This is a genomic window from Xylanibacter ruminicola, assembly GCF_900142525.1.
GTDB classification, from domain to species: domain Bacteria; phylum Bacteroidota; class Bacteroidia; order Bacteroidales; family Bacteroidaceae; genus Prevotella; species Prevotella ruminicola_A.
In genome coordinates, this window is record NZ_FRBD01000010.1 from 14,252 (window position 1) to 34,666 (window position 20,415).

Here is a 20,415-nt window from a genome sequence, read left to right on the forward strand (position 1 = left end):
ATTACGATATGAAAAAACTATTCTTTATCATGCTCTTGGCTGTATCAGCCACAGCAAATGCAGCGAATAATGCTGACAATGACACCCTTACCATTCTGAAACCCAAAAAGGTGCGTATTATTTCAGGCGACTCCATCCAGAAAATCAAAGTATATGGTCGAGAGGGCGAAGATAATTATACCTACGAGAGTAAGATCCTGTTGGTAGATTCTAACTACGTCAGTCAGGAGAGTATCAATAAGGATACCTGGAATTTCGACTTTGTAAAAAAACGTAGTGCAGGTACAGGTTTCCCTTTGAAGCAAAACTCATCAAGTACTCGCTTGGCAGTAGGTCTTTGTTATGGTGCCAATTCTAAATATAATAGTTCTCAATCAGTAGGTAGTTCATGGGAGATTATGTGGACTATCGTGGAATGGGAGAAATTTAATTATGGGCAGCATAACGGATATTCTATTGGCTTTGGTGTAGATTGGCGTAATTTCCGCATAGACGGTCGTCAGTATTTTTATAAGGCAGATGACGGATTGCTCTCTGAACAGACTTATCCTGCAGGTTATGAGCCAAACTTCTCTCGTATCAAGGTGTTTAGTCTGCAGATACCTATTATGTGGAAATATCGCACCAAACATATTAACTTCGGATTAGGACCTGTCATCAACTTTAATACCTATGCTAGTATCAAGAATAAGTATCGTGATGCTGAAGGTAGGGAGAACAAGGATGTGTATAAGCAGATTCACCAGCGTCCTATAACGGTTGATATTATGGGCGAAATCAGTATCCATAACTGGGTTAGCATCTATGGTAAGTTCTCTCCTATGACCATCCTTAACTCAACGTATGGCGAAAGTATCAACTTCCAGCCGGTTTCATTCGGAGTTTATTTCTAGTAATTATTAGTATTAGTCACCATCGCGTGGCTAATACTAATGCTTTTATGGTACAATAACTAAGGCTAGCAAGTACAGTAGTTAAGGATAATAGGTACAGAAGCGTAGCTTTTCCATCGTTCGCCTATACGCAAACGACGGTTTCCCTATACGCAAACGATTGGTCGCCTATACCCAAATTGAAACGTTTTCCAGTACTTACTTTTTCTCTTAAAATACTATTAAATATTTGGTTTTGAGATTATAAATACCTACCTTTGCAGGCGTTTTGGATTTTATAAACCAATTATAGTATGAATTATTTAAAAGCATTATTGATCGTATTCCTTGCTGTTACGCAGACTGCAACAGCACAAAATGAGAAAGTCATAAAAAACTTTTGGCACGCCAAGGTTTGGATGAAAGACGGGACTACTGACAGTGGATACATTGAGAATGGTCACAAAACCGTATGTGTCTACGATGAAACCGTTGTGTTGAATAATCTGGATAAGTTATTCAGTAAAAACAGAAAACACTACACTAAAGATATTGATAGTATGTATATATGGATTGATACAGAACCTGATGATATACTAGTCAGTCACTCTGTTCCTATAAAATATTATTATGGCAATGAGACTCCTATGGAGTTTGGCTATCCAAGTATGTGCTATGTATTTTATCAAAGTAAGAATGTCACTATCTATCAGGGTTGGGATTTGACGTTAGGTGATTTCTACTTATATAAGACCCCTGATATGGAGTATGCTAAAGCACTTTTCAGGGAGGGGAAAAAACTAACAGACAAACGCAGGGCAACGCTTTGTGATGAGTTCAAGGATTATTCAACCATCAAGAACTATGTTAAATCCATTCATAAGGACAAGTTAAAAGACGATCCTTTCTCATTTTTCTTAGTCATTGACAAAGCTTTGGAATCTAGAAAGAATAATCAAAGATAAATTAGAATTCAATGCTAAAATATTTAAAGGCAATACCAAGAAGAAAAGAAATCTCACAGATATTTTGTATTCTGTGGGATTTTTAGTAATTTTGCACCCAAATAAATAAATACGTATTTAAGACAGATGGAAAACAAGACTTTTAAGCGTACGACTGTGACGTCGGCGCTGCCATACGCTAATGGTGGCGTACATATCGGACACCTGGCTGGTGTATATGTACCTGCTGATATCTATGTGCGTTATCTTCGATTGAAGAAGCGCGAGGTATTGTTTATCGGAGGTAGTGATGAGCATGGTGTGCCCATCACCGTTCGTGCCCGTAAAGAGGGCATCACTCCACAGGATGTAGTAGACCGTTATCACAAGATGATTAAGGACTCTTTCGAGGAGTTTGGCATCTCGTTCGATATCTATAGCCGTACTACCTCAGAAACTCATCATAAGTTTGCCGCTGAGTGGTTTAAGAAGCTCTACGACGAGGGCAAGCTGACTGAGGAGACCACAGAGCAGCTCTACGACGAAGAGGCCAAGCAGTTTTTGGCCGACCGCTATGTAACTGGTGAGTGCCCACACTGCCACAACGAAGGTGCCTATGGCGACCAATGTGAGAAGTGTGGACGCGACCTTTCGCCCACAGAATTGATTAATCCAAAGTCAACTATTTCTGGATCTACTCCTGTACTGAAGAAGACCAAGAACTGGTATCTGCCTCTGAACGAGTATCAGGACTGGTTGAAGCAGTGGATCCTGGAGGAGCACAAAGAGTGGCGTCCAAACGTATATGGACAGTGCAAGAGCTGGTTGGATATGGATCTGCAGCCTCGTGCTATGACCCGCGACTTGGATTGGGGTATCCCCGTACCTGTAAAGGATGCAGAGGGTAAGGTACTCTATGTATGGTTTGATGCGCCTATCGGCTATGTATCAAACACCAAGGAGCTCTGCGAGAAAGAGCCAGAGAAGTGGGGCTCGTGGGAGAAGTGGTGGCAGGATGAGGACACTCGTCTGGTTCACTTCATTGGTAAGGACAACATTGTGTTCCACTGCATCATCTTCCCTGTGATGATGAAGGCTCACGGTAAGTATATCATGCCTGATAACGTGCCTGCTAACGAGTTCCTGAACCTTGAGAATGATAAGATTTCTACCTCTCGCAACTGGGCTGTATGGCTCCATGAGTATCTGGTAGATATGCCTGGTAAGCAGGATGTATTGCGCTATGTGTTGACTGCCAATGCACCTGAGACAAAGGATAATAACTTTACTTGGAAGGACTTCCAGGATCGCAATAACAACGAGCTGGTTGCCGTTTATGGCAACTTCGTGAATCGTGCCCTCCAGCTTACTAAGAAGTACTGGAATGGTGTGGTTCCTGCTTGTGGCGAACTGCAGGATGTAGATAAGGCAGCCCTTGAGGAGTTCAAGGATGTGAAGGGTAAGGTTGAGGCTCTGCTGGAGCAGTTCAAGTTCCGCGATGCACAGTTTGAAGCTATGAACCTGGCTCGTATTGGTAACCGCTACATCACAGAGTGTGAGCCTTGGAAGGTTTGGAAAACTGATCCCAAGCGTTGTGAGACTATCCTGAATATCTGCTTGCAGCTCACAGCTAACCTCGCTATCGCCTTCGAGCCATTCCTGCCATTCAGCAGCAAGAAGCTCCGCGAAATGCTGAAGATTGAGAACTTTGAGTGGGAGCAGCTGGGTAGCACCGACCTCCTAGAAGCTGGTCATCAGTTGGGTGAGCCTGCTTTGCTGTTCGAGAAGATCGAGGATGAGGTCATCCAGAAGCAGCTTGACAAGCTCGAGGCTACCAAGAAGGCCAACGAGGCTGCAGCCTATAAGGCAGCTCCAATCAAGGATACAGTAAGCTTCGAGGAGTTCGAGAAGCTCGACATCCGTGTTGGTCTTGTTAAGGATTGCCAGAAGGTGAAGAAGAGCAAGAAGCTCCTTCAGTTTACCATCGACGATGGTTCTGGCGTTGATCGCACCATCTGCTCTGGTATCGCAGCCTTCTACGAGAATCCTGAGGAACTCATTGGTAAGCGAATCCTCTTTGTTGCTAACTTTGCTCCTCGCAACATGATGGGCATCGAGAGTCAGGGAATGATTCTCAGCGCTGTAGATGCTGATGAGAGCCTGAGCGTAGTAACAACAACAAAGGATGTTAAGCCTGGTAGTCAGGTAGGTTAAACAAAATATCAAGATATGCAAGCAATTATTCTAGCAGCAGGCATGGGTCGCAGACTTGGCGACTATACTAAGGATAATACAAAGTGTATGGTTCCTGTAAATGGTGTGCGACTCATAGACCGGCTGCTGGGACAGCTTGCTAAACAAGACCTGCAACGCGTTATTATCGTTGTTGGGTACAAGGGCGAAGAGTTGCGAAAGTATATTGGTAATCGTTACGATGACCAGATAAAGATAGAATTTGCAGAGAATCCTGTATACGACAAGACAAATAACATCTATTCGCTTGCTATCGTAAAAGATAAGTTGCAGGAAGACGATACGCTGCTCATTGAGAGCGACCTTATTTTCAGCGACAATATGATTCCTATGATTGTTAACCATCCTTGTCCTAATCTGGCTCTTGTGGCTAAGTACGAGACTTGGATGGATGGTACAATGGTTCGCTTGGATGATGAGCAGAATATTGTGAACTTTATATCTAAGGATGCTTTCGACTATAATGATGTCGACTCTTATTACAAGACGGTTAACATCTATAAGTTGAGTAAGCAGTTCTCTCAGCAAAAGTACGTTCCATTCCTCGATGCTTACACTAAGGCTGTAGGTAATAATGAGTATTACGAGAATGTGCTTCGTATTATCTCGCTTCTGAATAACCACGAAATGAAAGCCCTGCCCATTGGACAGGAAAAGTGGTATGAGATAGACGATAAACAAGATCTGGATATAGCCGAAGCTTTGTTTGCTGACGAGAAAGATATTCTGCGTAAGTACTACGGACGCTATGGTGGATTCTGGCGATTCCCTCAGATGCTCGACTATTGCTATCTGGTAAATCCTTACTTCCCAAGCAGAAGAATGAAGGATGAACTACGTGCCAATTTCGATACGCTGTTGACAGAGTATCCTTCAGGCATGAAAGTCAATACCCTGATAGCCAGCAAGTGCTTTGGGGTTAGCGAGCAGTATATTGTTCCTGGTAATGGCGCTGCCGAACTCATTAAGGTATTGATGGAGGAAACCTATGGAAAGACTGGTTTTATCCGTCCCACCTTCGAGGAATATCCTAATCGCTATGATAAAGATAGTCAGGTAACTTTCGTCCCACAAAACGATACCTATCGTTATACTGCTGAAGATCTAATGACTTTCTTTGCTGATAAGGATATTAAGCAGTTGATGGTGATTAACCCTGATAATCCATCAGGAAACTTCATTCCCAAGGCTGACATACTGTGCTTGGCTAAGTGGTGCGAAGAAAAGGGTATTCGCCTGATTGTGGATGAAAGCTTTGTTGATTTCAGTGAGGATTATGCTAACAATTCATTGCTGAGCGATGAGATACTGGAGGCCTATCCTAACATGCTGGTGATGAAGAGTATATCGAAGAGTTATGGTGTTCCAGGACTCAGATTGGGTATCCTCGCATCAGCAGATAAAGAACAGATTGCACGCATCAAGAAAGAGGTTAGCATCTGGAATCTGAACTCGTTTGCTGAGTTCTTTATGCAGATTTACAACAAGCACGAGAAAGATTATCAGCGTGCCTGCGATAAATTTGTAAAGGAGCGAGCCGACTTCGAGTCTAAGTTGCGCACCATACCTTTCTTACGTGTGATGCCATCACAGGCTAACTATTTCTTGTGCGAAGTATTACCTCCATATACTGCCAGCGAGATTGTTATCTATATGTTGAAGCATCATAACATCTTGACTCGCGACTGTAGTCTGAAGCCAGGATTAGATCCGAACAAGCAGTATATGCGTATTGCCGTGAGAAATCACGAGGATAATACTCGTCTTGTTGAAGGTCTTAGAGATATAGCAAAATGAAAATCTGTATTTGCGGAGGTGGTAATCTTGGACATGTAGTAGCAGGCTTTGTTGCTGCACAAGGCAAGCACGATGTACGCATACTGACCCAGCGCCCAGAACGATGGAGTGAGGATCTGGTAATTGAAGCACCTAACCAAACAACCTATTCAGGGCATTTAAGTGGTATATTCAGCGATGCTAAACAGGCTATTTCTGATGCAGAGATTGTATTGTTGTGTCTGCCAGGTTTTGCCATTCGTAACACATTACTACAGATTAAAGACTTCTTGAAGCCAGATGCTGCAGTAGGTACTGTAGTTAGTAGCACAGGTTTCTTTTTCCAAGCTATTGAGTTATTACCCAAGGAACAGACATTATTTGGTTTTCAGCGTGTACCTTTTATCTCTCGCGTTATAGAGTATGGCCATCGTGCCAGTTTGTTGGGATTTAAAGATAGTCTTAACTTGGCTATAGAGCATTCTGATAATCCAGAGCAGTTGCGCGATGTACTGGCTGATATGCTGCAAACACCCATACAACTCTTAGCCAACCATTACGAAGCAAGTCTGTCAAACAGTAATCCGCTGCTGCATCCTTCGCGTCTTTATTCCCTTTGGAAAGATTGGGAAGAAGGAATTGTTTACTCACGCATTCCTTTGTTCTATGAAGAGTGGACAGATGAGGCTGCACAGTTATATATCGATATGGATCAGGAGCTGCAGACGTTACTGGAACATCTTCCTGTGCGTAAAGGCAGTATTCCTACTGTTTTAGATTATTATGAGAGTACTGATGCTACATCATTATCCAATAAGCTTCGTAGCATCGAGGCTTTCAAGGGTATCAAGTCGCCAATGCAGGAGGTTGAAGGTGGATATATTCCAGATTTCAAGAGCCGCTATTTCACAGAGGATTTCCCCTACGGATTAGCTGTTGTGCATAAGCTGGCACAAGAAAAGAACATTGATACCCCAACAATAGAAAAAGTATTGAATTGGGGAATGAAAATGCTTAAGTAACCCTATCTTATTCTGATGTTAAATCGTATGCTTCGAACTTGTGAGTAACTCGTAGCTCTACAGGGGGAAGCGTCATGTAGTTGCCATAAGTGCGCTCCAGATAGTCGCGATAGCCTACCATCGTCTTATACATTTTTCCTTCGAACTCGATGTCTACTGCTGAGGCTATGTCTTCAGCAGGGAAACAGCCTTTCAGCGATGGGCCAGCTTCAGTCATATTACAAACAGTTGACGTAGGATGATTCAATACGATAAGTTGTCTTATTCTGCTTTCAATCTGCTTTACTGATAGCGGCCAATGCTTATACACCAGATAAGCTAATCTGGATTGCAATGGATTGCTATTAGAAATCTTGCAGCGACGAATCTTATAAAGCAGCTTTTTCTTCTTAAATATCTGCTCACGTTCCTTCAGATCGTCAGTTACATAATCAACGGGGAAGATATCCATATATACACCAATCTCGTAACCCTCAGTCTCTTTTTCAACCATGCGGGTATGCTGGTCAACAACTTTGGCAAACGTATAATAATAATGTGGTTCTGTTTGAGGGTTGATGGCGCGATAGCGACCTGTTTCATCGCTATAAATCTTCAGGAATTCCTCGTAATCCTTTCTTGGCATATAGATGTCGATATCATCGTCCCAGGGTATATAGCCTTTATGGCGCACAGCACCAATCAGCGTTCCACTCGAAAGAAAATATGCTAACCCATGTGCTTCGCAGAAACGATGCACATGATCCAGAATACTCATCTGGATCTGGCGAAGTTCGTTGATATCAGTAATCTGTCTCATTCTGCGTGCAAAATTACAGAAATTCTTTTGGAACATCAAACAAAAAGTAGTATTTTTGCACGCAGAAATGGAGAATTTAAAAGAAAAGACAGCCAAAGGATTGATGTGGGGTGCTATTAATAATGGTACCATGCAGGTGCTCAATTTGCTCATTGGTATCATTATACTTCGTCATCTTACTCCTGAGGATACTGGTCTGGTAGGTTTGCTGGCCATCTTTTCTGCTATTGCTGGCAACCTGCAGTCTAGTGGTTTCTCTACAGCACTTATCAACGAAAAGCAGCCAACAGCCCAGCAATACAACAGCGTATTCTGGTTTAATATCCTGATGGGAGGTTTGTTGTATCTTATTCTTTTCTGTTCAGCTCCACTTATATCATGGTTTTTCCATCAGCCAAGGCTTACTGACTTGTCGCGATTCCTGTTTCTCTCGTTCTTTATATCATCATTTGGTATTTCTACCAATGCCTATATGGTTAAGAACATGATGAATCGCGAGATAACCATCATCAACCTGACTGCATTGGTGATATCAGGTTCTACAGCTATTGTGATGGCACTTAACGATATGGCCTACTGGAGCTTGGCTTGGCAGCAGGTAGTTAATTCTACGATATTGATTTTGGGACGTTTCTACTATGTAAAGTGGAAGCCTTCATTACGCTTTACATTCGATTATATCCGCCAGACTTTCTCGTTCTCGATGAAGATTCTGGTTACGATGATAGTGAATACTGTGAACCAGAACCTGTTGACAGTCATCTTTGGACGTTTGTTCAGAGATGCACGTATTGTGGGTAACTTCTTCCAAGCTTACAAATGGGACTCTATGGCGTTCCAGACTGTAGGCGGAATGGTAGGACAGGTAGTACAGCCGGTATTGGTAAGCGTACGCGAAGAAAGGGATCGTGAGCAACAGGTATTCCGAAAAATGCTTCGATTCACGGCATTCCTCTCTTTCCCTGCTTTGTTTGGTTTGGCTCTGGTGGCTCGTGAGTTTATCCTCTGCACCATTGGATACGAGTGGATTAATTGTGTACCGTTGTTACAGATTCTCTGTATCAGTGGCGCTTTTATGCCCATCTATACCCTTTATCAGAACTTGGTCATCAGTCATGGACGTAGCGATATCAATATGTGGTTGAATATTGGTCAGATAGTATTGCAGTTTTGTATTATCCTGTTGTTCTATCGCCAAGGCATTACTATTATGGTTATTGCTTATACCATATTCAATATCCTGTGGCTTGGGGCTTGGATGCCTTCAGCAAAGCGTATCATGGGGCTTGGACTACTAAATGTGGTGAAGGACATTGCTCCATTCATGTTGTGTGGCGCTTTGGTCATGGTGGCCACCTATTTTGCTACTATGGCTATCACTAATCTCTATCTGCTGCTGTTGGTTAGAATCCTGATGGCTACAGCGCTCTATTATGGCGTTATGCGCATGCTGAATGTGGTTATTCTGCGCGAGTGTATGCAGTTTATTCTGAAGAAGAAATAAGAGAGGCTTATGAAAGTATCTATCGTTATTCCTGTATACAACAAGGCTGAGTTTATCAGTAATTGTCTGGATAATCTTCTTCAGCAAGACTTTGATGACTTTGAGGTTATTACTGTTGACGATGGAAGTACTGACGATTCTGGCAGAATATGCGATGATAAGGCAGCACAATATGCTCGAATCAAGGTAATACATACTGAAAACGGTGGTGTAACAGCTGCTCGCAGAAAAGGCGTAGAGCAAGCTACAGGCGATTACATCATGTTTGTTGATGCTGACGATGGATTGCTTCCTGGAGCCATAAAGACCCTTTACGATGCCATAACAGAGAGTGATGCTGACGAGGTGATAGCAACCTTCACCACTCATTTGGGCGTACTTTCGCCTGTGGTTTATGAGGGCTTTGTTAATCCTGATGAGCTGATTCGCTATATCATCACCAATAAGAATCGTTTCCCTGTACTCTGGAGCATTCTGTTCCGTCGCGAATTGTTAAGCGATGTGCTTGATACACCTCGCGAAATAGTAGAGGGAGAAGACAAGCTGATGCAGGTAAAAATACTATTGAAACAGCCAAAGGTATTCTTTATTTCAAAGCCGGCTTATATCTACACCTTGGGATTGCCAAATTCCAGAAGCCACACCTTAGAGCGAGAGGTGCTTTACGACAAGCTGTTAGAGACGGCTATGGGCCCTCGTATCCAGGAGTTTAACGATACGCTTACACTTCATAAGATAAAGGAATACGAGAGATTTATCTATGATGGAAATGATAGCGTACGGAAGTCTTATTATCTGTCGGCAGTTGGAAAGCCATCGTCTGCTGTTCCTCTTTATGATCGTCTGGTATTTTTGCTGCCTCCAGTACTGGCTCGTCCCATTATCAAACTTTATCGAAAACTCATCACAATTAAACAAAAAGGTTTATGACAAGATATCCTTTCAAAACAGATGTAGCAGTCTTGCTGCTGTTTTTTACTCGAAGCGACTCGTTTCAGAAAGTATTTGATGAGGTGCGTAAAGCGCGTCCATCAAAACTGTTTCTGTTTCAGGATGGCCCTCGAAACGAGAAAGATGTTGCAGGAATCGAAGCTTGTCGCAGAGTAGTAGCTGATGAGAATATCGATTGGGAGTGCGAGGTTCATCGCAATTATCAGGAGCAGAACCTTGGTTGCATGACTGCTGGATATACATCACACAGATGGGCTTTTACTATGGCTGATAAGTGTATTGTTCTCGAGGATGATGTGGTGCCCTCACAGTCGTTTATTCCTTTCTGTAAGGAGATGTTGGATCGTTATGAGAATGATGAACGCGTGACGATGATATCGGGCTTTAATATGGACGAACAAACCAAGGATTGTCCATACGACTACTTCTTCACTTCGGCCTTTAGCATCTGGGGATGGGCTTCTTGGCGTAGAGTTGTAGAGAAATGGGATGGTAGTCTTTCTATTCTTGATGATAAATACAATTTGGGTCAGCTGCAGAACCTGATAAAAGCACGTGGCTATAAGGGTGATTTCATCAAGACCTGTAGATTACATCGCGAGTCAGGATATCCTCAGTTCGAGTCTGTTTTCTGGTCGTTTATGATGTTGAATAACGGATTGGCTGTCATGCCTTCTCAGAATCTGATAAACAATATTGGAGCAACTGAGGATTCTGCCCATTATTCTGCGCTGAAGACGCTGCCTAAGGCCATTCGTAGGGTATTCCTGATGCAGCGTTACGAATTGAATTTCCCTTTGCGCCATCCAAAATATGTGGTTGATAACGTAGCATACCAGCAGCGTATGAACCTGTATAACGGATGGAATCACCCATGGGTTAAGGTGGGGCGCTCTTTCGAGGAACTATTCCTTAATCTACGTTATGGCAACTTTAGCCATATTGCTGAATCGTTTGTTGAACGAATTCGCAAGTGGCTTGGAATCAGCAAGAAGGTTTAACCCTACAGTTTAAATCACAGTCTTGATAGGCGATAGCAGGAAGTCTGTCAACAGATAGCCGTTATATATAAATAGGTATAGCGCCAATAGCGTTATGACTACTCGTAGCGACTGATGACGGATGCTCTTCAGCAGGTAGGCTGTGGCTATTGGGAGCACAAACAGCCAATGTGGAGCCATGATAAACACCTCGTTGATGCCAAAGCCTAATATCAGATGGATAAACATATCGAAGGCGGCACATGATAGGCATAGCCACAGGAAACGACTCTTGCGTCCAAACCATATACCTGCCACAAACAGCAATACCGTTAATGTCTCAATGCAATAGCTAAGCGTCCAGCGATAAGGCACGAATACAGGGCGATGAACCAATGTGTCTTCGAGGAAATAATCCTGATGGAACTGTATCGACTCGCCAAACAGATTCTCGTAAGTTGACTGCCAGCGCGATGTGCTAATATCAGTCCACTTCAGGAATCCGTAATTCTCCATAGGCGTACCAGTTTTTGCTGCTTGCCTTTTCAGTACAACATCTCGTTTAGCTTTCTTTTCTTCGTATTTGGTTCGTTCTTCAGGCGTCATTGCTGCTACCTTCTGTTCCAATGCAGCCTGTTTCTTAGCCTTTTGTTCGGCTCTGGCCTTCTCTTTTGGCAGCACGTAGGTGCGATATTCCCAGATAGCTGTTCCCCAAAGCAATGCTGCTGGCAGTATTACGGCTAAAAGCAGATATTTAGGACGGAAGAATTTGCCCAGATTAACGAAGAATCCTGATAGGAAAACTTTGATGCCATTGCTCAACGTTACGCCTGCTGTAATGTAGAACAGGATAGCCGATTGCCACCAAAGGAACTTTCTACCTTTCTTGATGCATACACCTGAGATATACAAGGTGATAAGCAGCAGGAACATAGATATAGTAAAGTGGTCAGGCACAATAACTGACATCAGGATATATGCAAACGAGAAGCAATAGGCCGTCATCAACGTAGCATCTTTCTGACTTAGCTCTATCACCTCGCGATGAATGCGATAAAGGAAGATATACGAGTAATATGAGCAGAATATGAGCAATGCTGCTACCAGATACTGCACGCAGTTAACGCCAAACACCCAGGTGAGTCCTTCGTTTATCGCCCATAATGGCCATATCATAAACGATAGTAATGGGTGGCGATATACCTGATATACCACATCCCAATTTGATACGCCCAGATAGGTAAGCGGATCGTAGCCTGAGAGATGCAGCTCGTGTTCGAATGCTTTCCAATAAGGTCCGAATCCTGGTTGCATAAACAGGTCGTGCATGCGATAGATAAACAACGCATTCAGGGCAATAATCACCATCAATGCTATGATTGATTGATAGCGCTCTTCAGGTTTTACCCTGAAGATATTCAGGCGTTTAAAACTCATCTTTATATTACTCATACCAGAAACTTGTTGAAACTACGGGTTGATTCATCCAGTCGATGATCAGCCACAGATTGTGAATAAACAAATAGACTGTTAGTGCTGCTACGATAGTTCTGAGCCCAAAGAGCCAGTTGCCCTTAGTCTTGGCAAAGAGAAGGGCGATGGCTACGGGGATAACGTATATCCAATGGGCCGACATGATGTATATCTCGTTGATGGCGAACCCAAGTCCCAAATGCATGGCAGCATCAGGTAGTATACCAAGTAGGCACATCCACAACAATTTACTATTAAATCCAGCAATTATTCCTATTAATAGTAGCAAAATAATCAATCCCTCTGTGGCATAGTTGTACCAATGATGATAATTCAGCAATACTGGGCGATAGCTGGTCAGGATATCATCGAGCACCCAATCGCTATGCAGTTGTATCGACTCGCCAAATACGTTCTCCTGCAGGGTTTTAGGTCTGGAAGTGGTAGAATCAGTCCATTGCAGCAGACTGCCTTGTCCGAATGGCTTGCCTTTGTGTATCACCCAAGGGGCATTCTTGTAACGCTGATGGTTCTTTCTGGCCTTGGCCATCATCTCTGACTTGTGCTCCTCGAAATACTGTTTCTCAGCCTGCTGCTGGGGATAGACGTAGATACGCTCTTCCAACAGGCCTGCACCCACCATCAGCAATGATGGCAGCACAACTGCCAGCAACAGGAACCGCCAATGAAAGAAATGCTTGCCTCTGGCTATCAGCTCTGCTGCATAAACCTTAGCGCCGTTAGTGAGTGTTACGCCTGATGTAGCTACAAACAGCAAGATTGTCTGCCAAAGCTTCAGCATCCTACCTTCTTTCTGGGCTTTGCCAATAAGGTATAGCGATAAAAGTATCAGACAGAGCGATATGCCAAAATGATCAGGCACAAAGAAGGTTGCCAGAACATAGCCAAAACTGAAGAAGAATAGCGTAAGCAAGCAGGCATCGATGCTCTTCAACTCAACCAGTTGGCGAAGAATGCGGAACAGGAATACCGCAGAAAAGAAGCTACTCGTAGTCATGATGATTGCCACAATATACATAGCCCCTTGACAACCAAATAGCTGATTGAGCAAGTAGAACGGATACATATAATAAGGTAGCAACGGATGGCGAACCACATCGTAGGCCATCTGCCAGTGGGTTAGCACCTTATAGGTAATGGGGTCGAAACCTGATACGTGAAACAGGTATGAGAGTTGTTTGGCATAATCCTCGCTCAGAGGGTCAAGCAGAGAGTTATATTTCAGAATCATCATACCATTCAGCACCAGGAGTACTGAAGCAATGACTAATCCTATCGACCATTCTTCACGATTCAGTTTCATACCTCTCTAAATGGTTTGAAATGTGATTCATCTGCCCAAGCCAACAGTTCCTTGTCACCTCTGCTGTCGCCAAAGGCTGTTAAGTGATAATCCTGACGATGGGGGTAGAGGGCAAGGATGCGATTCACCTTTTCCTGTCCATAGCAGTTCTTGGTTAGGAATCGGCCTGTCAACTTGCCATCTACAACTTCTATCTGGGTGCCTAATACCTTTACATCAGCAAAGAATGGCTGTACCCAGTTATCGATAGATGCACTTACTATCAGCACTTCTGAGCCTTCGCTTTTTGCCTTGTTGATAGCTTCGATACCTTTAGGTCTGAGCAAATGCTTGGATGAGGCTGCAAACTCCTGACAGATGGTGTTGAAATCATCCAACGTCGTATCTTTAAAGAAGTGTGCAAACACTTTCTGCTTGGCTTTCCAGTTGGGATAGAGTCCAAGCTTCATCATCACCAGCAGATGGGCATATCGCATAAATCCCAATCCAAAAGATAGCGAACCTTTGGCAAAACGGATAAACTCTAGCAAAGTATCTTTTGTGGTAAGTGTTCCGTCGAAATCGAATGCGTATATCTTCTTCATATCCTAACCACCAGTTTTAGTATCTTCTGCAATAGCCAAGCCAGCGGAATGGTTATCACAATAGTAAGCAATGCAGTAGGCCAATAGCCCAGATGATAAGGCGTTATATAGGTCATTACAAAGTGGTCGTGTATAAGGTAAGCCTCCAGGCTCAATGCACCAAAGAATGCACAGAAGCGGTTGAACCACTTTGGGGTTCTGCGGAATATACGATTGAGCATTAAAATAAGCGTGATGGTAAAGGGGATATATATCATTCGCTCTACAAACAGGGGGAATCGTCCATGAGTCATTTGCTCCAGATAGAAACAAGAGCTGAAGGTGGCAATAAACAGAATCAGCACCATCCAGATGCCAGCGCCATCTATCTTGGTCTCTCGTCTCACCAGCTCGCCGCAGTTAATGCCAATAAAGAAGATAGGTACGCGACTCCAAAAAATCTCGATATGGCCCACAGCCTGATGCAGCGGACCAATCCATTGTACCCAGATGCACCAAAGAATCATCAGTACAGGCAGCCAGCGGTAGATAGGATGCTTCTGTATCAGCTTCATATAAGGAGGCGCCCAGAGATAGAGCATCATGATGGCAGGGATGTACCAGAAGGTAAGCTCATCGTGAAGCCAGAAGTCCCAGTTGATGGTGATATCGCCTATCAAGTCGATATAGTTGCCATTAGTCCAATCGAATCGCTGCATGTAGAAAAGCGAAGCCATTACGAGCCAAGCCGGATAGATGCGAAGAAGACGACGCTTGTAGAACTTCCAGACATCAGGATTCTTAACCCACGAGAACCAAAGGCCGATACCGCTTAGGAAGAGGAACATATCAACCCCCACGTTTCCGCATCGCCTCAAGCCAAAGAACTCGTTGCTACGAGCCAAGGGCACGTGAAACAGGATGATGAAAAGCATAGCTGCTCCCATCAACTCACCACGATAGCGACTAACGTTGGCCAGTTCTATATCCTTAATCTTCATAGTTTGGGTTTGGGAATACGGTCTAATAGCTGCTTAACAGTCCACGATAGGGCGATCACAGCAATGACGTAAAGCATCAGTCCGTCGTAGATATCCTGTTTCCAGGCTACGATGATAAAGAGTTTGCGAGCTATAGGATGGGCCACAAACATAGCTGCAGAAATCGATCCAACCCATGTGATGATGCTGAGCATCCACTTTGGCATTACTTTTACTAATGCGATGGTTCCGATGATGATAAACACAGGAACAAAGAACCAACTTTGATACCAGAAGCTCATGGCTACTATCAAAGCTGTAGAGAGTAGTAAGGCTACGAAAAATATTTTCTTAGTTAGGAAAAAATATTTCCCAGGTGTGGGAATTCTTGCAAACAAGATACCCAGTCCGAATGGCAGCATGCCTCCTATGAAATTATAGCGTAGGCGATTAAGTGTTTCACCCTCAGGATCGCAGAATGCTTGCAGCAGCCAGCAGATGGCAATCAGCGCTATCACCCAGATATTCTTCTGGCGATAGAGTAATACGCGATACACGATGTAGAGCTGAATCATCAGTCCGAAGAACCAATAGATGCCAGGCCAAATGATTCTATCAGGCTCTGGGAGCACGTTAATGTACATCAGTAGCTGGGCCACCACGTTATACCAATGGAACTGGAATCGGCCTGGAGTCAGAATGTCTACAATGATAAACAGCGAGAATCCCACAATCAGCATTCTCAGCAACTTCAGGTAGTTGTAGCGAACAAATGGCAAAGTGCTCACCCTATTGTCGCCTTTCTCGTATTTCATCACCAAGCCCAGTCCGCTCAAGAACAGGAAAACAGGCACGCCATAATGGCCAAAGTACGACAGCAGATGTACGGGCAGCAACTCATCAGGATTGGTTATTGCATTCCAAAGTCGGTCGTTGTTCGAGGCAAAGAACTGATACTCGTTCTCCTTCACAATCTTGCCAATAAAGTGGCAGTAGTTGTGAAGCACGATGGCCAGAATGGCTATTCCTCGCATCGCTGTACACTCAGCTCTCGACAACAGGTCCTGTTTCATTTCTTCAGTTTGTTATAATCAGTCTCGCCCTTCAGTATTCTGGGGCGCTTCTGGTTGTATTTTGGATTTATAATGTCGTATTCAGGGCGATAGAGTGGAGTAGAAATGCCTCCAAAGTATAGCAGCAAGTGTGGCAGCACATCTGTCATCATAGGCTTATCCTTAGCAGCCTGAATGGCCTGCCAGCCGTATGGGTGCAGCTCACGATACTTGGGCGAACCCCAGATCCAGAACGGAATCTCCATCTCGTTGCGAGCCAGTCGATAGTCGATAGTGGCAGAGTGCATTCGTCCGTAGGCGTAAGGCTTGCCGTCGAATATCTCTTCAGCGTGATCAGGCATATAGATAACCACAGCATCCTCGTCGATGAACCGCTGGGTGATGGCATAGACTATCGAGTCGTTATACCGCAGGGAATTGTCGTATTCAGTCAGCAATCGCAGTTTCTTTTCTGGCAGTTCTGGGCGATTATACATCTCCTTGGTAAAGAATGTACGAGTTTTCTGCGGATAGCGGGCACGATAGTCAACGTGCGATCCCATGAGATGTAGAATCGTCAGGTTATGCTCAGTATTTTCTTTCTTCAGATTGTCGTACTCCTGCAGCACGCCTTCATCGAATCTGTGCAGACGGGTGTTGCGAGTGTCAAACAGATATTTGCTCAGCTCTGGGTTGTTCATGAAGAAACCTCCGCTAAAGTCGTAAACAGCCTCTTTGGCTCTCGACTCGAACTGGTTTGTGATAAACGTTACGTGATAGCCAGCCTTGCGGAACACCTCTGGGAACAATGGATAATCGCACCACTCGCCGCTATCGCCAACAGCATACATAGACATCACCTGCTTAAACACAAAACTGGTCAGGTTCCAAGGAGCCACCACGTCGCTGAATGGTACCAGACTACCCTCATTGGCCAACTGTACTTGTCGTGGAGTAGTTGGCTTGTTGTAGCCATAAAGCTGAGAATGATGCTTGTTGTAGCTCTCGCCAATAATCAGCACGATATTTGGCACACGATACGAGCAGCTATCCACCACAACTTTGTTGCGAGCCGCCATCAGTTGGTCTATCTGGTGCGAGGCCAGGTGGTTGGCATAGATGCCAAATGCCAATCGGTAAATGGGCAGATAGAGCTTGGTGCAATCCTTACGAGTCAGCTCGTGCTCCACTTGTCCTATCGTATTGTAGGTAAACAGTCTGTGAGCAGCCACCTTATTGTCCCAGCATTGGCTGCATGAGTCTATCAGCAACCAAGCTGCCACTACACCTAATACTGCTTTGCATACTACAAGAACCGACTGGTTTACTTTTGGCAGAATCATGCTGTTGCATATCTTTGCCAGTAATCTGTGCAGGATAGTCCACAGGATATGAACCAGAATAAGCAGCAGAATCCATCCTACATTCGATGTGATGACGTCCCATCCCAGATACGATGCCAAGAACTCTTCCGATTCTCTTTGGGTCGTCTCGCCAAACAGCATCAGCATGGTTGGTGTGAGTGTCGACTCAAACTTAACGTAGCAGAACATATCTACCAGCGCCACGCTGTAAAGCACCACATAGAGTAGGGCTCTTACCCAATAGCGCACTTTGCTTGGTATCAATGTAAGTACTACGCATACGGCATAAATATCGAGAAATAGTTCTGGTGCAGAAAGTTCGTAGGGCTTAGCGCCTTTCACGTGTAGTGTTATCTCCAGTTGAGTGCAAATCCACCCCAGCGCAAACATAAACACAAAGAATGCGCCATTCTTCTGGATGGGGGCAAACAGATACCCAAGCCATTCAAGTGGATTTATCTTTAGTCGCTTAAGCATACAGCTTATGTTTTGTTATGTATTCAGCCACAGCCTTTGGCACCAATTGACTGATGCTCTTGCCTGCTTCTATTCGCTCGCGGATTTCTGTGCTCGAAATGTCGATAAGGTCAAGACCTTCGATGCCGCCTTCGAATCCACGACGAGGATAGACAATTATCTGATAGTTCTGGCGAATATCATCAGCATGATACCACTTGTCGAACAACTGCCAGTTGTCGCCACCTATCATCAGCACGAACTCTCTGTCAGGATAATCCTTGCTGAGGGCCTGAAGCGTGTTCCAGGTGTATGATGGTTTGGGCAGATGCATCTCGTAGTCGCTGGCTATGATACCTTCTTCGCCCTCGACAGCCATTCGGGCCATCTTCATTCTAATCTCGTCGTCGAGCAGATCGGTTGAGGCTTTCAGGGGATTCTGTGGCGAAACCATCAGCCACACTTCGTCGAGCCCAGCTTTCTCTCGAAGCTGACGGGCCAACGAAATGTGACCGTTATGAATGGGATTGAACGATCCGCCAAATATCCCCGTTTTTATCATTCTGTTTCTAAAAACGCTTTGATGATCTCTAATGCATCAGCCTCGGCATATTCCAGCTTGTCATTAATCACAATCTTGTCGAACTTCTCTGCAAACGAGAGTTCGAACTCAGCGCGGGCTATGCGCTGATCGATGACTTCTGGTGCATCAGTAGCGCGACCTTCCAGTCGCTTGCGCAGTTCGTTGATTGATGGAGGCTGGATAAATAGGCTCAGCGCCTTGTCGCCATAGAACTTCTTAATGTTCACGCCGCCCTTCACGTCGACATCGAACACAACGTTCTGCCCAGCTTCCAATTGGTTCTCAACCTGCGATTTGAGTGTGCCGTAGAAACGGTCGGTATATACTTCTTCGTACTCCAAGAACTCGTCGTTGTCTATACGCTGACGGAACTCCTCAGGTGTCAGGAAAAAGTAGTCAACTCCATGTTTCTCTGTGCCGCGAGGGGCTCGCGATGTGCACGAGATGGAGTAGGCCAGGTTCAGTTCCTGATGCTCTCTCATCAACCACGAGATAATCGTAGACTTACCAGTTCCACTTGGAGCCGATATAATGATTAACTTTCCTCTACTCATCTTCTTCTCTCCTAATTTCTTCTCTCCTCAATTCCTTAAAGAGCATTCAGAACCTGTTCCTTAATCTGTTCCAACTCGTCCTTCATCTTCACCACGATGTTCTGCATCTCGGCCTGATTACTCTTCGAACCAGTTGTATTGATCTCGCGTCCCATCTCCTGAGCGATGAAGCCAAGCTTCTTACCCTGGCCAGCAGGCTCGTTCATGGTGTCGCGGAAGTACTTCAGGTGGTTGGCCAGGCGCTGCTTCTCTTCGCTGATGTCCAGCTTCTCGATATAGTAAATCAGCTCCTGCTCCAGGCGGTTCTTATCATATTCGGCTGATGGAATCTGCTGCAGGCCATCGATGATACGAGCCTTGATCTTTTCAACACGACTCTTCTCGTATGGCTCAATCTCGGCCATCAGCTTACCAATATTGTCTATCTTCTCAGCAAACTTCTTCTGCAGAGCGGCACCCTCTTGAGTGCGGAAGTCAACCAGATTCTTCAGGGCCTCGGCTACGCCGCCTTTCACTGCAGCCCACTCTTCGTCGTCAAGCTCTTCTACGTCAGTCTTTGTCAGCACATCAGGCATGCGGAGCAAGGTATAGAACCAGTCCTCAGGTGTGGGGATGCCTGTCTTTTCTGCTATTGTCTTTATCTGCTGATAGTAGTTCTCTACCAGCTGTGCATTGATTGGTGTGGGGTCTACTGCCATATCCTTCTCTACCCATACGCTCATATCAACTTTTCCGCGAATCAGCGCCTCTGCTACCATCTGGCGCATCTCCATCTCCTTCTCGCGATAGAGTGGTGCAATACGGGTGTTCAAGTCGAGCTGCTTTGAGTTGAGCGACTTGATTTCTACATGAATCTTTTTTTCCTTAAATGCTACTACAGCCTTGCCGTAGCCTGTCATCGATTGTATCATACGTACCTATTTAATAATATTCGGCTGCAAAGGTACGAATAAGTGAGCGAAAAA

General features: G+C 44.5%; 18 protein-coding genes. 8 read left to right on the top strand and 10 right to left on the bottom strand.

All coding sequences use genetic code 11. From position 1 onward, the window contains the following. Positions 1 to 8 precede the first annotated feature (8 nt). The 5 genes from BUB86_RS07470 (at position 9) to BUB86_RS07490 (ending at position 6,867) form a co-directional block, all read left to right on the top strand. Entirely contained in the window at positions 9 to 893 is an 885-nt protein-coding gene (locus BUB86_RS07470; protein ID WP_139261510.1) for a hypothetical protein, read from the top strand. A gap of 293 nt (positions 894 to 1,186) precedes the next feature. Beyond that, on the top strand, positions 1,187 to 1,837 hold the full coding sequence (locus tag BUB86_RS07475; protein WP_073207770.1) for a hypothetical protein: 651 nt from the start codon (positions 1,187 to 1,189) through the stop codon (positions 1,835 to 1,837). 126 nt (positions 1,838 to 1,963) lie between these two features. Beyond that, complete coding sequence (gene metG / locus BUB86_RS07480) at positions 1,964 to 4,030, top strand: methionine--tRNA ligase (protein WP_073207774.1); 2,067 nt, start codon at positions 1,964 to 1,966, stop codon at positions 4,028 to 4,030. Positions 4,031 to 4,045: 15 nt separating this feature from the next. Next, positions 4,046 to 5,866 (top strand): aminotransferase class I/II-fold pyridoxal phosphate-dependent enzyme, encoded by a 1,821-nt coding sequence (locus BUB86_RS07485; protein ID WP_073207777.1) that lies wholly within the window; start codon positions 4,046 to 4,048, stop codon positions 5,864 to 5,866. Beyond that, on the top strand, positions 5,863 to 6,867 hold the full coding sequence (locus tag BUB86_RS07490; RefSeq protein ID WP_073207780.1) for an NAD/NADP-dependent octopine/nopaline dehydrogenase family protein: 1,005 nt from the start codon (positions 5,863 to 5,865) through the stop codon (positions 6,865 to 6,867). Before BUB86_RS07485 ends, BUB86_RS07490 begins: the two co-directional genes overlap by 4 nt. A gap of 7 nt (positions 6,868 to 6,874) precedes the next feature. Here BUB86_RS07490 and BUB86_RS07495 read toward each other — a convergent pair whose 3' ends face one another. Continuing rightward, positions 6,875 to 7,666: a phosphorylcholine transferase LicD gene (locus tag BUB86_RS07495; RefSeq protein WP_073207784.1), complete on the bottom strand. Its 792-nt coding sequence runs from the start codon at positions 7,664 to 7,666 to the stop codon at positions 6,875 to 6,877. A 67-nt stretch (positions 7,667 to 7,733) separates the two neighbouring features. Between BUB86_RS07495 and BUB86_RS07500 the strand changes: the two genes are divergently transcribed. The 3 genes from BUB86_RS07500 to BUB86_RS07510 are packed head-to-tail and all read left to right on the top strand — an operon-like array spanning position 7,734 to position 11,122. Continuing rightward, complete coding sequence (locus BUB86_RS07500) at positions 7,734 to 9,170, top strand: lipopolysaccharide biosynthesis protein (protein WP_073207787.1); 1,437 nt, start codon at positions 7,734 to 7,736, stop codon at positions 9,168 to 9,170. Between the two features lie 9 nt (positions 9,171 to 9,179). Further along, a complete protein-coding gene (locus BUB86_RS07505) occupies positions 9,180 to 10,100 on the top strand; it encodes a glycosyltransferase family 2 protein (protein WP_073207790.1) in 921 nt (306 codons plus the stop codon). Continuing rightward, a complete protein-coding gene (locus tag BUB86_RS07510; RefSeq protein ID WP_073207795.1) occupies positions 10,097 to 11,122 on the top strand; it encodes a hemolysin activation protein in 1,026 nt (341 codons plus the stop codon). Before BUB86_RS07505 ends, BUB86_RS07510 begins: the two co-directional genes overlap by 4 nt. A gap of 9 nt (positions 11,123 to 11,131) precedes the next feature. Here the strand turns inward: BUB86_RS07510 and BUB86_RS07515 are convergent, their stop codons facing one another. Genes BUB86_RS07515 through BUB86_RS07555 form a run of 9 tightly spaced genes read right to left on the bottom strand, consistent with a single transcriptional unit; the run spans position 11,132 to position 20,361 of the window. Next, positions 11,132 to 12,553 (bottom strand): DUF6080 domain-containing protein, encoded by a 1,422-nt coding sequence (locus BUB86_RS07515; RefSeq protein WP_081373148.1) that lies wholly within the window; start codon positions 12,551 to 12,553, stop codon positions 11,132 to 11,134. After that, the gene (locus BUB86_RS07520) at positions 12,546 to 13,898 is read right to left on the bottom strand and encodes a DUF6080 domain-containing protein (RefSeq protein ID WP_073207798.1); all 1,353 of its coding nucleotides are present in this window, start codon (positions 13,896 to 13,898) and stop codon (positions 12,546 to 12,548) included. Before BUB86_RS07520 ends, BUB86_RS07515 begins: the two co-directional genes overlap by 8 nt. Then, a complete protein-coding gene (locus BUB86_RS07525; RefSeq protein ID WP_073207799.1) occupies positions 13,895 to 14,482 on the bottom strand; it encodes an HAD-IB family hydrolase in 588 nt (195 codons plus the stop codon). Before BUB86_RS07525 ends, BUB86_RS07520 begins: the two co-directional genes overlap by 4 nt. Next, positions 14,479 to 15,462, bottom strand: a complete 984-nt coding sequence (locus BUB86_RS07530; RefSeq protein ID WP_073207802.1) for an acyltransferase family protein — start codon at positions 15,460 to 15,462, stop codon at positions 14,479 to 14,481. The genes BUB86_RS07525 and BUB86_RS07530 overlap by 4 nt, the downstream gene beginning before the upstream one ends. Then, positions 15,459 to 16,514, bottom strand: coding sequence for an acyltransferase family protein (locus tag BUB86_RS07535; protein ID WP_073207807.1), 1,056 nt, complete (start codon positions 16,512 to 16,514; stop codon positions 15,459 to 15,461). The genes BUB86_RS07530 and BUB86_RS07535 overlap by 4 nt, the downstream gene beginning before the upstream one ends. Next, a complete protein-coding gene (locus BUB86_RS07540; RefSeq protein WP_073207810.1) occupies positions 16,511 to 18,334 on the bottom strand; it encodes a phosphoethanolamine transferase in 1,824 nt (607 codons plus the stop codon). Before BUB86_RS07540 ends, BUB86_RS07535 begins: the two co-directional genes overlap by 4 nt. Further along, entirely contained in the window at positions 18,327 to 18,875 is a 549-nt protein-coding gene (nadD, locus tag BUB86_RS07545; RefSeq protein ID WP_073207813.1) for a nicotinate (nicotinamide) nucleotide adenylyltransferase, read from the bottom strand. Before nadD ends, BUB86_RS07540 begins: the two co-directional genes overlap by 8 nt. Then, entirely contained in the window at positions 18,872 to 19,450 is a 579-nt protein-coding gene (gene gmk / locus BUB86_RS07550) for a guanylate kinase (RefSeq protein WP_073207816.1), read from the bottom strand. Before gmk ends, nadD begins: the two co-directional genes overlap by 4 nt. 35 nt (positions 19,451 to 19,485) lie before the next feature. Next, positions 19,486 to 20,361, bottom strand: coding sequence for a YicC/YloC family endoribonuclease (locus BUB86_RS07555; RefSeq protein ID WP_073207819.1), 876 nt, complete (start codon positions 20,359 to 20,361; stop codon positions 19,486 to 19,488). Positions 20,362 to 20,415: the final 54 nt, after the last annotated feature.